The organism is Clostridium sp. YIM B02555 (assembly GCF_022320955.1).
In the GTDB taxonomy this organism is placed as follows: domain Bacteria; phylum Bacillota; class Clostridia; order Clostridiales; family Clostridiaceae; genus Clostridium; species Clostridium saccharoperbutylacetonicum.
Map to the genome: position 1 here is coordinate 12,547 of NZ_JAKJJY010000013.1, position 15,578 is coordinate 28,124.

Consider the following 15,578-nt stretch of genomic DNA (forward strand, 5'->3'; position numbering starts at 1 on the left):
ATACCAGGAGGTGAGAATTTATGAGAGAAATACATGCACAAAGTAAATTAATATTCCATAACGAAATATTTGAATATGACAGAATTATGGAAAGAATATTTCAAATTGAAAGCATAGTGCTAACAAATATAAGACAGGAAAGTTTAGTTGCAATAGCATTAGAACGGTCTCCAGATGTCATATTTACTATGCTGGCAATGCTGAGACTTGGCATTACCTTTTTACCATTAGATTTGAAACATCCAAAAGAAAGAATTGAATATATAATAAAGGATTCAGGTGTCCATACTGTAATAACATCATCTAACTATAAAAAACTGTTTACAGGGGTAAATATTATTTCATTAGATGATAGTTATGGAATTAGTTCAGTTACAATTCAAAAACAATACAAAAGTGAATTAGCGTATGTGTTATATACGTCAGGGACAACTGGAAATCCTAAAGGTGTGATGATAAAACGGGAAGGACTAAGATATTTTATTGATGGAATGGCTAAGTGTATTGATTTTAGAGCGAAAAAACGTATTTTATGTTTAACGACTGCTGGATTTGATATCTTTTTCATGGAGAGTATTGTACCTGTGTATCTAGGTTTAACCGTGATTCTGGCAGATGATGAAGAAAAAAATGATCAGGAAAAGATTGCTGAACTTATTGCTAAGTATGATATTAACATGCTACAGATGACTCCATCAGCACTTCAAATGCTGATAAACAATCAGAATGGGAAAAAGAGTATGGAAAACATATCGGACATCATGGTTGGTGGAGAAAAGTTTCCTCATAACTTACTTTTGAATCTTAAGAATGTGACGAAAGCAAAAATCTATAATATGTATGGTCCAACTGAGACAACAATCTGGTCAATGGTTAGTGACTTAACAGATAAGAATAGTGTTAATATCGGGTTCCCGATTTACGGAACAGAAGTTTTCATTTTGGATGAGAATAGGAAGCCAGTAGCAGAAGGAGAGGATGGTGAAATTTATATTGCTGGAAAAGGGTTGGCGGAAGGATATCTTGGTAAAGAAGAACTAACTAGCAAAAAGTTTGTAAAGATTATAGAAGAACAAAATATAATGGCATTCCGGACTGGAGATTTAGGACGTTTTCTACCAGATAAAACAATTCAGTATATTGGTCGCGTTGATAATCAGATAAAATTTTATGGCTATAGAATAGAACTTGAAGAGATTGAAAGTGTACTCAATCAGATTCCTGGAATAGATAAAGCCATAGTGTTTGTTGAAAATTTAGATATAACTAATAAAAGACTAGTTGCTGCTTATATAGGGGTTAATAAGTCATATACTGAAATAAAGGAATATATATCGAAGAAGCTACCTAAATATATGATTCCTGCTGATTTTATTAAAATGGATAAATTTAAATATAACATGAATGGAAAGTTGGATAGAGATAAAACAATAAGGTGTATTTTGGATGAAGAGCATAGCAGTATTCTAATGAATCCGAAAAGTACAAATTGGACATTGAACAATATTTTGAGAAAAATAATAGAAATAATTAGTGATTTTATCGGAAAGAATGATGGTTTTGAAGTGTCAGCAGATTCAAAATTATCTGATTTAAACATAGATTCTATAGAATTTATACAGATTATTGTTACTTTAGAGGAGACGTTTCAGATTAATTTTGATTATGAGAAGATGACATTTGCAGCGTTTAGTACAATTTATTCCATGGCCCAATATATAAGTACAAAAATGTAATTAAGCATTAATTATGTACTAGGGAAAGGAGAAAAATATGAATAATATAAAGCATGAATTTGAAATTTCTAAAGAAGGTAAAAGAGTATTACCAGTAACATATCCTATTATAACAACCTATACTAATCATGCACATATGCTGGCAGTTTTGGGTAATAATAAAAAAGCACTTGAATGGATTATTAGCAATTATATATTGATTTACTGTAATAAGGATTATGCAAAAGGTCAGTGGGGAGATATGTATTTTCAAGCGCCATATAGGGTAAGACCCTATGATCAATGCGAGTGGCTTGTTTCAGACAAAATATCTGTTAAATATATTTTAGATGATTCTGAGAGTATCGTAAATAAGGTAATTAAGTGGATTGATGAGGGAAGATATATAGATATTATGCTTGATTACTATTATATTAGCAATTCAATATATTATAATAAAGAATCATTTGGTCATGATATGCTTATTTATGGTTATGATTTATTAAAAAAAGTTTTTTATTGCAGTGACTTTTTGTTTACAGAATCTAATAAATATACATTCAGCACTATATCCTTTGATGACATGGAGAATGCTTTTGCACATTCTATTGATGATAAAAAGAGAACTTATCTTAATGATCAAATATATGTATTTTACTGTTGTGAAGATTGTGAGTTTGAATTTGATGAGCATAATATTATAAATAGCTTACAGTTTTATGCTGAATCTAAGGCTCCTGAGTACTGGCGTTTGTATAATGTAATAAATCAGAAAGAGAATATGTATGGACTAGATGTCTATAATGCTGTGATTTATTATTTGGATAATATTGTAAATGAGTGGTGCTACACTAAAATATTCTATTTGTTATATGATCATAAACATCTTATGATCAGCAGATTGAACTACTTAGCAGAATTAAAGACAACCTATGAGAAGTATTACAGAGATTTATGTGCTAGATATATAGAATTCGAGATGGTATTGAAAAATGTAACCTTGTTTATGGTAAAGTACAATTTTAGTAAGGATAAAAATATTTTAAATGAAGTTAAAAGTATTTTGAAAGAATTGAAGTGTCAGGAAAAGGAGGCTTTGAGTCAGTTTTTTAAGTACGTTAATTCTGGGAGGGATTCAGATGATTATAGATAAAATACTGTTGAATTGTGATCTTAATCCAGAGAAAACAGCTATTTATTATGGAAAAGATTTGATTAAATATGATATGTTACGAAGTAAGATTAATGAGTACAGTGAGATAATAAAGGGACTAGGGACTGAACAGAATGAACCGATAGGAATCGTGTTTGATAATGAACCAGAGATAATATTCTGGACTTTGGCACTGTTTAAGAGTGGAAATCCAGCTGCACTGTTACCAGTATACTTTAAAAAGAATGAAATCAAATATCATATTAACTGCTTAAATCTTAGGTATTTTGTGGTACAAAGCAAATATATGGAGAATTATGCTAACATGTCTGTAGAAACTGAATTTAATGGGTGTGCTTTATTAATAAGAGATTCAAGCTTACAACATTGTATTAGTTGTAATTCGGAGGATAGAATTATTCAATTCACGAGTGGTAGTCAAGGAGAAAGTAAAGCAGTAGCTAGAACCGAAAGTGCTTTGCTTAATGAAATTATTTCATTAGAAAATCCATTTGCACCAGTAGAAACGGATGCAGTTTTTTTGCCATTATCACCTTTGTTTCATTCTTATGGATTGGTAGGTGGAACTTTATTTCCTTTATACTATGGTTTAAGCGTAGCACTTGCGGATATCAAATATCCAAAGTATATTCTGTCGCAGATTGGAAAATTGAAAGTCTCTCATATGTTTGTAACTCCATTTATTTATAAAATGTTTTGTGAGATATTGAAGGCGAATAAAAACATATTTGATTTATCAAGTGTTAAGAAAAGCTTCTCAGCAGGAGGTGCTATTGAATTAGAAACAGCATCTCAGTTCAAAGAACTTTCAGGAATTGATATATTTCAAAACTATGGTTCTACAGAAGCGGGAACTATGGCGATTGGAAAACAGCCGTTGACTTTGGATTATTCAATTGGATGTATGATTTCAGATGCTGTTATTAGTATTATGCCACTTGAGTTTATCGAACAAGAAAATTATGGGGAACTACTGATTAAAAGTGATATTATAGATTTCCATTATTTATACCCTGAAAAACTCAATGTCGAGAAGTTTTATAATGGTTTATTTAGGACTGGTGATATTGTAAAGAAAGAAAATAATGTTCTGTATTACATGGGAAGAAGCGATAGTATGATTAACATAAATGGACTTAAGGTATATGCGAATGAAATTGAAAATATCATAAAAGAGATTGAAGGTGTAAGTGAAGTATCAATCATAAGCATATCAGAGGGAAAGGACGATGAAATGAAGGCATATGTTGTATTGAACAATAATGCTGATTTAACGGAAAATTCAATTAAGCAATACTGTAAGAAATTTGTTGCAGACTATAAGATACCTAGAAAAATAGAGTTTATAGATAGTCTTCCTAAAAATAGTTCTGGTAAAATATTGAAGAAATACTTAATAAAAGGAGAAGAATAGTATATGAATTATTCATATGATGAAATAAAAGAAATTATAAAAAATGTAGTAATTGAAACGAATGATGTGAATATAAAAATAGACGAATTGAATGAAAATACTAATTTTATTAATGATTTATCTTTTGATTCCTTCAATTTTATTAAAATGATTGTAGCTTTGGAAGCGCAACTGGATGTTATTTTCACAATGGATGATTTGGATATAAACAAGATGGAAACACTAGGCCAACTGATTAATATTTCATATAGCATATATATAAACACACATAATTAGTTGCAAGAAAGAAAAGAGGTAGTTAAAGTATGTTGGATATAAAGCCATACAGAAATGATAATCTGGCATGTGGAGAAATGGTTTTTGCGACATATTTGGAATGGAAAAGGATACCTCATGAACTTATGTTTGAACATTCATGGGGAAGAGAATTTTTGTATACAGATATTCCTATAGCAGAGACATCATTAAAAAAATATTACAACATTGATTTACAATGGAATGATATTTCAATGGAGAGTTTAGTGAAAGATACCAGAATACTTGAAATAGATAAGCCTTTAGCGTTAGCTATAGATTTAAAAGATGCAGATTGGATAGAAAGTGTATATACTAAGGCATTTCCTATTCATTGTATTATGGCGATAGGTAAAAGTGGTATAGATGATTTTATATGCCTTGATCCAACTTTTTCAGATGGCATTATAAAATTTTCTAGCAGAAACAAAAGAGCAAGATACGCTATTATGGAAGTGACTCAGTGTAAAAATAATGACCAAAATTTTATTATTGAAGAACTGTATAATAATGCGAGATTATTAAGCACTAGTATGTTGTTTAGTGAAATAAGGAATTATGGGAAGTATCTTTCTGAGAGTCTATTATCAAATGAAATGAGAATGAATTATGCAGAGTTACTGGCAAATGCAAATTTATATCGTCTTAATAGGATACATAAAGACTTGCTGAATTACGCAAGTATGCTTAATTATATTTCTGTAATAACGAATTTGGATTTGAAGATGTTTGTACCAAAGTTAGGGGAGAGGGCAAAACATTGGGAACTGATTCGGAATGCTGTAACAAAATATTATTGTACAGGAAATAAAGGAATTGTAGCTGAAATAGGAAATGGAGTAATTATGGCAGCAGAGAAAGAGGAAAGCCTTAGTAAAGAATTATTAGAATATCTAAATAAAAATTTAGGTAATTAAGAAGCTAAAGTATGAATGTAAATAAAATAAGAATGTAATTATTGTCTAAAAATAGGCCACTAGTTTTAGAGGGCTATAACTAAGAATTAGTAAGGAGATAGTTTGATGGTAATAATGGCTCCAGTTAATAGTATGAAATCCTGTATGGCTGTAATTGAAAGTGGTGCGGGTGAAATTTATACGGGTGCGGATGAAGGATTGTTTGGTACATATTCATTCACGGGAAGAGGAAAGTTCACAGGAAATTCAACTAGAATTCTTCCAGAGTTCACAGAACTAGAAAGAATTGTAGAATATGCACATACAAAGGGAGTTAAGGTGAACTTTCTTGCCAATATTCAATATCTACAAGATATTAGTGATAAACATATATTGGAAAGGCACTTTTTAGATTATTGTGGGAATGCTATTCGTGCAGGTGTGGATTCAATTGTTTTGGGGGATTTAGGTCTTCTTAGATTAGTAAGGGAGAAATATGATGTAGAACTGCATAGTAGCATTTTCTTTAGAACAATTAATAGAGAACAAATTGCGTTTTTTAAAGAATATGATATTAAACGAATTTGTTTATCTTATCATGTTACATTACAAGAAATTGAAAAAATGTGTATGTCTAATATCATGGATATAGAAGTTGTTGGTTATCAAGGGTGCTCAATGTTTAATGGAACATGTAGTTTTTTACATGATTATGGAGAAGATGAGTTTGATCCGGGGCTTTTCTGTAAAGGAATTTATCAGGTAAATTCGGATGAACCTTCTAATATATTTGATGTAGAAGCAAGATGTGGATTATGTTCATTAAGGAGATGCAAGTCTGCAGGGGTAAAAGCAATAAAAATTGTTGGAAGGGAAATGGATTATAGAAAAATGCAGGGAATTGTGAGCCTTTTTAGTAAGATAATTAACAATGATGATATTTCTATAAATGAGATTTTACCTTCATGGTGGAAGTATACCTTGTGTAGTAAAAACAGTTGTAAATACATCGGAAATAAATATGAAGAATTTATGATAGGGGGAGATTATCATTAATATTAGTTTTAGAAAATATATCTCAGATTTGGATGATGAAACAATTGAAGTTCAATCCAATGGAGTAGTATTAGGAGATGAAGGGTGTATTTATCTGTGCTTGAACGATTCTGTATTAGATTTTGCAAAAAAGTGCAAGGATAAGCAAAAAACAGTAAGATTTCTTACGCCTATTGTGCCAGACAGATATATGGATGATTTAGTAAAAAGAATAGAAGATTTATCAAGGATAATTTCATTGAAGGTTACATTTAATGACTATGGATTGCTTCATAGATGCAGTAAGTTAATTGAAAACAAACAAATTATTCCTGTATTTGGAAGGGTTTTGACTAGATCTATGTTAGACTGTAATTGGGCAAAACGTCTGCTTACTAATGAAAATGATAAAGTAATAGCAGGATTATATGAATATAGTCTTATGGATAATGAGAAGATAAAATTACTGGAAGAATTTCATATACAGGAAATAGAAGTAAATTATCATCCGGAAAAAATAGCAGAGTTAAGCGAGGTGGTAAAACTTCCTATTGTGATATACAATAATCAATTATTATCTGTTGGGCGAGTATGCTTTTCAGCAAGATATCAGCAGTTAAAACTTCCTAATTGTGCAGAATGTATGGAATGCAGAAAAAAACTACAGTTTTCTGTAAATAAGAAATGGAGTAAAAAAAGAATGTGTTATGATGAACCTGATGAAGAATTTAAGCAATATATGAGTGATCTTTATGTGCAGGGGAATGTTGTATATAGAAATATTAATGATTTACATTTAGACCTTCAGCAGAATGTGATTGAGGAGTTAATATATGCGTGATTTACAATAAATGAATAGTTTAATCCGCTAGCTATGCTGTGGGAGAATCGTGTAAGCGAAAGCGATGAGGATAACATAAGAAAGAAGCCAGAGAACTTGAAAATACATCGTGAAAAAATGTAGAAAATTTATAATAGATTACAGGCTTGACTATATAAAATTATATACTGAGGTATATCAGATATAATGTGTAAATATACTGATATAGCTTCAAGAAAAATTCCATTGGCTTTTAACAAGAGTTATGAAAGTATATATTTTGGACAATATATAGGTTTAAGAGATCTGGATCTAGTGTTTCGATGCCAGGGATGATGTATACTATTAAAATCAACTCTAATTTTAATTTTGTTTGAGATTTTTAAATTTACTCAAAGGAAAATAGCATTCTTGTTGAATATATAAGAGAATAACTGATTTTGTTATGGATTTTTTCATCTATAATTATTTAACATTTTGAGTAATTTTTCTTTTTTTTATAAAAATGAAAATTAGAAAATTAGCTGTTTAGCAAATATGAAATTAGCTAAATTAATTAGGAAGGATTGATTCAATGTTATTAATGATAGATAATTATGATTCGTTTGTATATAACCTTGTTAGGTATTTTGAGGAAATTGGAGAGGTGGTAGATGTAGTTAGGAATGATAAGGTTGATATGAATTGTATAGATAGAAAAAAATATTTAGGAATAGTTATATCGCCTGGGCCTAAAAATCCTAGGGAGGCAGGGTTTTGTTTAGATATAATTGATAGATTCAAAGGGATTATACCGATACTTGGGATATGCTTAGGGCATCAGTGTATTGGACATTATTTTGGTTGCAGAATTGTTAAGGGAATAAAACCTATGCATGGGAAAATAAGTGAAATAATGCATAGCGGAGAAGATATATTTTATGGAGTTAAAAAATCGCTTAAAGTAACTAGGTATCACTCATTAATAATTAGTAAAGAAAAAATGTCAAAAGAGTTAGTAATTACAGCAGAAACCTCAGATGGAGTAATTATGGGAGTTAGGCATAATAGTTTGCCTATATATGGAGTTCAATTCCATCCAGAAGCGGAACTTACTGAAGATGGTCATAAAATTCTTAAAAATTTTGTTTTAGAATGTAGGAGGTTTAGAAATGATAAATTTTAAAATAAAAGAATTAAATAAGTATTATGATCCAGTTTATACATATAATCTTTTTAAAGATTATGAAGATAGCATATTTTTAGATAGTTCAAAAGAAGATAAGCTGTTATCAAGATACTCTTTTATTGGATTAAATCCATATAGGAAGTTTGTTGCTAAAGGGAGACAAGTATTAATTGATAACGAAGTATATAATGATGTTGATCCATTTCATAAATTAGAAAAGCTTATAGATGAATATAAGCTTAGCGTTAATAATAAACTTCCTTTTATAAGTGGAGCTATTGGATACTTTTCTTATGATATAGGAAGGGTATTAGAGGAATTACCTAATAACTCAACTGAAGATTTTAGTATTCCAGATAGTATTTTTATCTTTTTTGATAACATGTTTATCTTTGATTTACATAATAAGAAAACGTATGTAACTGCAGCAGGACAAAACGAAGAAGCTTCAATAAGTATATTAGGAATAGAAAAATGTTTAGAAAATTATATTGAAGAAGAGTTATCCCAATTAACAAGTTCTAACAATGTGTTTTTTTCTAATTTCAATAAAGATGAATATCAAAAAGCAATATCAATGCTAAAGGAATATATTAGAAGTGGAGATGTATACATAGCTAATATGACTAGAAGGATATGGTGTAATAACAATGAAGATTCTTATAAAATATATAAAAAATTAAGAGATGCAAATAAAGCACCATTTTCAGCGTATATGAATTTTAAAGATTTTCAAGTAATAAGTTCTTCACCAGAAAGATTCTTATCTATTATAGATGGGCTCGTTCAAACAAGGCCAATTAAAGGAACTAGGCCTAGAGGAAGAAATCTTGAAGAAGATGAAAAAAATAAAAATCAGCTAATAAATTCTGAGAAAGATAAATCAGAGTTATTAATGATTGTAGATTTAGAAAGAAATGATTTAAGTAAAGTTTGTAACCCTAATTCTGTAAAAGTTACTGAACTGTTTAAATTGGAGACGTATGAGACTGTATTTCACCTTGTGGCAACAATAGAAGGAAAGTTGAAAGGCAATGTTTCGTCTGTAAAATGTGTGAGAGAGTGTTTTCCAGGAGGATCAATTACAGGTGCGCCCAAGATAAGAGCAATGGAAATAATAGAGGAACTTGAAAAGCTGAAGAGAAATATTTATACGGGATCCATAGGATATTTTGATTTAAGAGGAAATAGTGATTTTAATATTGTTATTAGGAGTATTGTTAAGAAGGATAATAAAGCTTATTTAGGTGTTGGCGGTGGAATCACCTGGGAGTCTATAGAGGAAGCAGAATGGTTTGAAACAATAGACAAAGCTAAAGCATTAATTGGGGTATTATAAATGAGAGAGATAATTTATAACAAGAATAAAATATTATTAGATGAAGGCTTATTTTTTGGAAGAAGTGTATTTGAGACAATTCTCTGGAGAGATAAACCGCTATTTCTAGATAAGCATTTAACAAGATTAAAAAATGCAATGGCAGAAATAAATTTGAAACCTTTAGAAGAGCAGGCGTTAAGAGAGTATCTTAATAAATTGTCAATAAAAGATAAGGTGTTAAAAATAACTGTTACACCTTTAAATCTTATAATCACAGAGAGAGAAATTAATTATAAGCAAGAAGATTATAATAAAGGTATGGCATTAACAATTTCAAAAGTAAGGAGAAATAGCACTTCAAGGCTGTGTTATATAAAGTCTACATGTTATATAGAAAATTTAATTGAAAAAGAAAATGCCCAAAAGATAGGATTTGATGATGTTATATTTCTAAATCAAAAAGAAAATATAACAGAAACAAGTTGTGCCAATATATTTATTGTACAGAATAAAGAGATTTTTACTCCTAAACTAGAAGATGGCCTATTAGGAGGCGTAATAAGATCTGAAATTATGAAGAACTTTAAAGTTAATGAAAAAAGTATCACAATAAAAGATTTAGGAAATTCAGAAGAAGTGATTATAACAAATAGCTTAATGGGAGCTATGTCAGTAAGAAGGATAGATTATATTGAATATAATAATGAAGAATTTAGGAAAATGTTCAATGCTCAAATAAATAGTTGAATTTTAGAGTGTATGCAGTAGGTAAAAAAGAATACCTGATACTTTGCTTCACAGATATTATATCAATACAACATTGTGTAAAAGAGTACTCTTTATGGGATATAAATTTCAAATCATAAATATTGATTAAGATTTATGTACATCTATATACTTAATTGAGTAAGAAAAAGACTAGACATTTTATGTGAAATTTAATGTTTAGTTTTTTTCTATTTTAAGTTAAAAATGTATTGACTTTATATATCAGAGTGATATAATTCAATTATAGTATATCAGAGTGATATATATCAAAAGAAAATATTAAAAGGTGTGAAGCTAAATGGCAAAAATAAATAAAACAAAATATGCTTTATTAGGAGTATTAAGTATAATGTCAGGGTCTGGATATGATATTAAAAAGTTTTGTGATTCCTCGATAGGGTACTTTTGGAATGAAAATTATGGTCACATATATCCAATGCTTCAAAGGCTGGAAGATGAAGAATTAATAACAAAAGAAGTAAAACAAACAGAAGGAAGACCAGCAAAAAATATATATTCAATAACTCAAAAGGGAAGGGACCAATTGCAAGAATGGCTTATGCTTCCAATGGAATATGAACCAAAAAGATCAGAATTTTTACTAAGGATATTTTTATCAAAAGACATACCAACAGAAGTAATGAAAGAAAAAATAAACAAAGTTAAAGAAAAATGTGAAGAAGAACTTAAACAGTATTCTGAAATAGAAACTATACTTAGCACTAAATTACAGAATGTAGATAAGAAAAGCACAATACTATATCTTAGTACTGTGAATTATGGTGTGAAAATGGAAGAAGCACAAATAAAATGGTGTGAAGAGACCTTGAAAAAGTTAGAAGAAGTATAAAAATAATAAAATTTAGGAGAGGTGTTTAAAATGAAGGTTTTAGCTATAAATGGAAGTCCAAGAGGAGAAAAAGGAAATACAGAAGTGCTTTTGCAGGAATTTTTAAAGGGCTGTGCAGATAAAGGAGCAGAAGTAGAAACAATATATCTAAAAGATAAGGAAATAAAACATTGTAGTGGATGTTTTACTTGCTGGACTAAAACGCCAGGAAAATGCATTCATAAAGATGATATGGAAGAATTATTAATAAAAGTATCAGAGACAGATATAATGGTTTATGCTACACCATTATACTATTATACAGTTACTGGTTTAATGAAAGATTTTATGGATCGTAAACTTCCTTTAGGAAAGCCAGAAATAATAAAAGTTGATGGTAAGTATACACATCCTAGACGTTATGAAAGAGAATCACTTGCTAAAACTGTATTAATTTCAAATTGTGGATTTCCAGGAAACTATAATTTTGAAGGTCTTTTGAAGACTTTTGAAGTTATGTGCAAAGGAAATTTAGCAGGAGCAATTTTATGTGGACAAGGTGGAATTCTTGGAAGTGTTCAATATGATGATAAACTTAAAGAATTATACAAACCATTATTTTCAGCCTTAAAAAGTGCAGGGGAAGAAGTGGTAACTTTAGGGTATATAAAAGAAGAAACACAAGCTATACTAGATAAAGCTGTTATTGATCCAGAAATTTATATAAAAAATGCTAATATGAGCTGGAAATAAGAGGGGGGAATACTAATGGGGCAAGTACAAAATAATAATAAGTCGGTATTAAAAAATGTGTTTAACAAGGATTTTATAATAAGCGCAATAATTCCTATTCTTATTTTTACAGTATTTGATAAGTATGGCATGACACTTGAAGGTATAATATTAACTGGTGTTTGGAGTATAGGAGTAGTTTGTATTAACTATGTTAAAGAGAAGACGTTAAATGCGCTTGCAACAATGAGTGCAGTTTTTGCTGGAATTGGATTAATTGGAACTGTTGTTTCAAAAAATCCTACTTTCTATTTAATAGCTCCAATAGTACAGGATATTTTAGTTGCAGCAATATTCTTTGGGTCTTTATTATTTAAGAGATCCTTGATTCAAATAATAGTTGAACAAAGTTATTTAAAAAATGCCCCAGAAGAGGTAAAAAATAGACCACAATTTAGAACGATTATGAAACAACTTTCAATAATATGGGGCTTTGTATGTATGAGCCAAGCACTTGTACGAATTGTATTATTATATACAGCATCAATAAGCACTTATTATGCTATAAGTACTGCATATGGGAATATTTCAACTCCTGTTATGATAGCTTTTTCTATAATGTTTCCTAAGTGGTATTCAAAAAGGTCAAGACAAGGAGCTCAAAACTAAAATAAAAGTTAATTAATTATAAATTAAAATGAAGTGGAAAAATTTTGATTTTTCTTTGGAAGTTTTTGAAATAGAAAATAAATTTTATTTCAAGAACTTCCATTTATTTTAACTATAAATTTAATTATAAACTGAATTACTTTCATAATATGAGAAAATATTGAAAAAATATAGTCGAAATAAAGCTACTATGATGTTATAATTAGTATTTTGTAAAAACATGTCTGAGAAGCTAGAAATGTTATTTTAAGTTTATTAGTTAGAGTTTATGCTTATGAATTCTTATAGGATAATACAAATTCTAAATTGATATTTGAAATATACAAAAATAAAAAGAAATATACATATGTTTTTTTGTTAAATTGATATAATAATGCTAAATTAAAGTTGCAACTCATCAAAATATAAATTAATTATAAGAAGGTGGGAAATTATATGGTAGAAAAGAATTTAAATGAGATCTTAAAGAAAAGGTTTAAAAAGACAATCAATAAGGCTAGTAGCGAAGAAATTTATTCAGCATTGTTAGAATTGACAAAAGGAATTGCTAAGGAAAAAGGTACAAACCAAGGAAAGAGAAAATTATATTATATATCTGCAGAATTTTTAATTGGCAAATTATTATCCAATAATTTAATTAATTTAGGTATTTATGACGAGGTTAAAGAGGTTTTGGCTAAAGGCGGAAAGGACTTAACTGAAATTGAAGAAATTGAATTAGAACCTTCGTTAGGAAACGGTGGGCTTGGACGGCTAGCGGCATGTTTTCTAGACTCTATTGCAACCCTAGGCCTGAATGGCGATGGAGTAGGTTTAAACTATCACTTTGGTTTATTTCAACAAATATTTGAAGATAATAAGCAGAAGGCCATTAAAAATCCATGGTTAACAAAAGAAAGCTGGCTTACTAAATCAAATATAAAATTTGAAGTTCCCTTTGGAGGATTTTCAGTTACTTCAACTCTTTACGATATTGATGTGACTGGATATGATCAAGCTTCAAATAAACTTCGTTTATTTGATATAGATACAATAGATGAATCATTGGTTAAAGAAGGAATTGATTTTGATAAAGAGAATATAAAAAAGAATTTAACATTATTCTTATATCCAGATGACAGTGATGAAGCTGGACATTTATTAAGAATATATCAACAATATTTTATGGTAAGTAATGCAGCTCAATTAATATTACTTGAAGCTGAAGAAAATGGATATGATCTTCATAAATTACATGAGCATGTTGTAGTTCAAATTAATGATACACATCCATCAATGGTTATACCAGAATTAATAAGATTATTAGGTGAAAAGGGAATTTTAATGTCAGAAGCTATTGAAATAGTATCTAAGACTTGTGCTTATACAAATCATACAATCTTAGCAGAAGCTTTAGAAAAATGGCCAATGGCTTATTTACAAAAAGTTGTACCACATTTATTACCTATTATTAGAGAATTGGATAATCAAGTTAAGAGTAAATTCAAAGATGAACAGGTAGCTATTATAGATAAGGATAAAAGAGTGCACATGGCTCACATGGATATTCACTACGGATACAGTGTAAATGGAGTTGCTGCGTTACACACTGAAATCTTAAAAAATGAAGAATTAAAAGCATTTTACGATATCTATCCAGGAAAATTTAATAATAAGACTAATGGAATAACTTTTAGAAGATGGTTAATTCATTGCAATAACGAACTATCAAGCTATATTACTGAACTTATAGGGGATGGATATAAGAAGGATGCTTCTAAATTAGAAAACTTATCTAAATTTATAGATGATAAAGCAGTATTAAATAAACTTGGACAAATAAAGAAAGAAAATAAACTTACATTAAAGAATTATTTAAAAGAAACTCAAAGTATAGATATAGATGAAAACTCTATTTTTGATATTCAAATTAAAAGACTACATGAATATAAGAGACAACAAATGAATGTATTATATATTATTTATAAATATTTAGATATAAAGAAAGGAAATAAGCCAACTACTCCAATAACTATGATATTTGGTGCTAAGGCTGCTCCTGCTTATGTAATTGCTCAAGATATAATCCATACTATACTTTGTTTGCAAGAAATAATTAATAATGATACTGAAGTTAATAAATATTTAAAAGTCATTATGATTGAAAACTATAATGTAACAAAAGCTTCTAAGTTAATTCCAGCTTGTGATGTATCAGAACAAATTTCACTAGCATCAAAAGAAGCATCAGGTACTGGTAATATGAAATTTATGCTAAATGGAGCATTAACTTTAGGAACTGAAGATGGAGCAAATGTTGAGATACATGAGCTAGTTGGTGATGATAATATTTATATTTTTGGACAATCTTCTGAGGTTGTTATTGAACATTATAAGAAAGCAGATTATGTTGCTAAGAAGTTCTATAAAAAACCAGCAATTAAAAAATTAGTTGATTTTATAATAAGTGATGAAATGTTAGAAGTTGGAGATGAAGAAAATCTTACAAGACTTCACAAAGAATTAATTAATAAAGATTGGTTTATGACTTTACTTGATATTGAGGATTATATTAAGACTAAAGATCTTATGTTTAAAGATTATGAAGATAGGGAAGCTTGGAATAAGAAAGTATTGATTAACATAAGTAAAGCAGGATTCTTTTCTTCAGATAGAACAATAGCTCAATATAATAAAGAAATTTGGAAGTTGTAATATTTATAGCTTCAAAAAGTAATTTATGATACCCATAATATATTTATAT

General features: G+C 29.0%; 14 protein-coding genes. All 14 read left to right on the top strand.

All coding sequences use genetic code 11. The features are described from left to right. Nucleotides 1–20 precede the first annotated feature (20 nt). The 14 genes from L3B98_RS17280 (at nucleotide 21) to L3B98_RS17345 (ending at nucleotide 15,529) form a co-directional block, all read left to right on the top strand. Nucleotides 21–1,736: a non-ribosomal peptide synthetase gene (locus L3B98_RS17280; protein ID WP_238917666.1), complete on the top strand. Its 1,716-nt coding sequence runs from the start codon at nucleotides 21–23 to the stop codon at nucleotides 1,734–1,736. A 37-nt stretch (nucleotides 1,737–1,773) separates the two neighbouring features. Further along, entirely contained in the window at nucleotides 1,774–2,868 is a 1,095-nt protein-coding gene (locus L3B98_RS17285) for a hypothetical protein (RefSeq protein ID WP_238917667.1), read from the top strand. Next, complete coding sequence (locus L3B98_RS17290) at nucleotides 2,855–4,303, top strand: long-chain fatty acid--CoA ligase (RefSeq protein ID WP_238917668.1); 1,449 nt, start codon at nucleotides 2,855–2,857, stop codon at nucleotides 4,301–4,303. The genes L3B98_RS17285 and L3B98_RS17290 overlap by 14 nt, the downstream gene beginning before the upstream one ends. A 3-nt stretch (nucleotides 4,304–4,306) precedes the next feature. Beyond that, entirely contained in the window at nucleotides 4,307–4,579 is a 273-nt protein-coding gene (locus tag L3B98_RS17295) for a phosphopantetheine-binding protein (protein ID WP_015390459.1), read from the top strand. Between the two features lie 29 nt (nucleotides 4,580–4,608). Continuing rightward, nucleotides 4,609–5,514, top strand: a complete 906-nt coding sequence (locus tag L3B98_RS17300) for a hypothetical protein (protein ID WP_238917669.1) — start codon at nucleotides 4,609–4,611, stop codon at nucleotides 5,512–5,514. Between the two features lie 105 nt (nucleotides 5,515–5,619). Further along, complete coding sequence (locus tag L3B98_RS17305) at nucleotides 5,620–6,549, top strand: U32 family peptidase (protein WP_238917670.1); 930 nt, start codon at nucleotides 5,620–5,622, stop codon at nucleotides 6,547–6,549. 28 nt (nucleotides 6,550–6,577) lie between these two features. Next, nucleotides 6,578–7,369, top strand: coding sequence for a hypothetical protein (locus tag L3B98_RS17310; protein ID WP_238917671.1), 792 nt, complete (start codon nucleotides 6,578–6,580; stop codon nucleotides 7,367–7,369). A 553-nt stretch (nucleotides 7,370–7,922) separates the two neighbouring features. Further along, nucleotides 7,923–8,513, top strand: a complete 591-nt coding sequence (locus L3B98_RS17315) for an aminodeoxychorismate/anthranilate synthase component II (protein ID WP_015390463.1) — start codon at nucleotides 7,923–7,925, stop codon at nucleotides 8,511–8,513. Continuing rightward, nucleotides 8,500–9,855, top strand: coding sequence for an aminodeoxychorismate synthase component I (pabB, locus tag L3B98_RS17320; protein ID WP_238917672.1), 1,356 nt, complete (start codon nucleotides 8,500–8,502; stop codon nucleotides 9,853–9,855). The genes L3B98_RS17315 and pabB overlap by 14 nt, the downstream gene beginning before the upstream one ends. Beyond that, nucleotides 9,856–10,584, top strand: a complete 729-nt coding sequence (locus tag L3B98_RS17325; protein WP_238917673.1) for an aminotransferase class IV — start codon at nucleotides 9,856–9,858, stop codon at nucleotides 10,582–10,584. 319 nt (nucleotides 10,585–10,903) lie between these two features. Continuing rightward, nucleotides 10,904–11,455, top strand: coding sequence for a PadR family transcriptional regulator (locus L3B98_RS17330; RefSeq protein WP_238917674.1), 552 nt, complete (start codon nucleotides 10,904–10,906; stop codon nucleotides 11,453–11,455). A gap of 30 nt (nucleotides 11,456–11,485) precedes the next feature. After that, a complete protein-coding gene (locus L3B98_RS17335) occupies nucleotides 11,486–12,187 on the top strand; it encodes a flavodoxin family protein (protein ID WP_238917675.1) in 702 nt (233 codons plus the stop codon). A gap of 15 nt (nucleotides 12,188–12,202) precedes the next feature. Beyond that, a complete protein-coding gene (locus L3B98_RS17340) occupies nucleotides 12,203–12,835 on the top strand; it encodes a VC0807 family protein (protein ID WP_238917676.1) in 633 nt (210 codons plus the stop codon). A 435-nt stretch (nucleotides 12,836–13,270) separates the two neighbouring features. Continuing rightward, a complete protein-coding gene (locus L3B98_RS17345; protein WP_238917677.1) occupies nucleotides 13,271–15,529 on the top strand; it encodes a glycogen/starch/alpha-glucan phosphorylase in 2,259 nt (752 codons plus the stop codon). Nucleotides 15,530–15,578 lie beyond the last annotated feature (49 nt).

Coding starts and splice junctions, on each gene's coding strand:
- L3B98_RS17280 (WP_238917666.1), top strand. CDS start 21: ATGAGAGAAATACATGCACAAAGTAAATTAATATTCCATAACGAAATA.
- L3B98_RS17285 (WP_238917667.1), top strand. CDS start 1,774: ATGAATAATATAAAGCATGAATTTGAAATTTCTAAAGAAGGTAAAAGA.
- L3B98_RS17290 (WP_238917668.1), top strand. CDS start 2,855: ATGATTATAGATAAAATACTGTTGAATTGTGATCTTAATCCAGAGAAA.
- L3B98_RS17295 (WP_015390459.1), top strand. CDS start 4,307: ATGAATTATTCATATGATGAAATAAAAGAAATTATAAAAAATGTAGTA.
- L3B98_RS17300 (WP_238917669.1), top strand. CDS start 4,609: ATGTTGGATATAAAGCCATACAGAAATGATAATCTGGCATGTGGAGAA.
- L3B98_RS17305 (WP_238917670.1), top strand. CDS start 5,620: ATGGTAATAATGGCTCCAGTTAATAGTATGAAATCCTGTATGGCTGTA.
- L3B98_RS17315 (WP_015390463.1), top strand. CDS start 7,923: ATGTTATTAATGATAGATAATTATGATTCGTTTGTATATAACCTTGTT.
- pabB (WP_238917672.1), top strand. CDS start 8,500: ATGATAAATTTTAAAATAAAAGAATTAAATAAGTATTATGATCCAGTT.
- L3B98_RS17325 (WP_238917673.1), top strand. CDS start 9,856: ATGAGAGAGATAATTTATAACAAGAATAAAATATTATTAGATGAAGGC.
- L3B98_RS17330 (WP_238917674.1), top strand. CDS start 10,904: ATGGCAAAAATAAATAAAACAAAATATGCTTTATTAGGAGTATTAAGT.
- L3B98_RS17335 (WP_238917675.1), top strand. CDS start 11,486: ATGAAGGTTTTAGCTATAAATGGAAGTCCAAGAGGAGAAAAAGGAAAT.
- L3B98_RS17340 (WP_238917676.1), top strand. CDS start 12,203: ATGGGGCAAGTACAAAATAATAATAAGTCGGTATTAAAAAATGTGTTT.
- L3B98_RS17345 (WP_238917677.1), top strand. CDS start 13,271: ATGGTAGAAAAGAATTTAAATGAGATCTTAAAGAAAAGGTTTAAAAAG.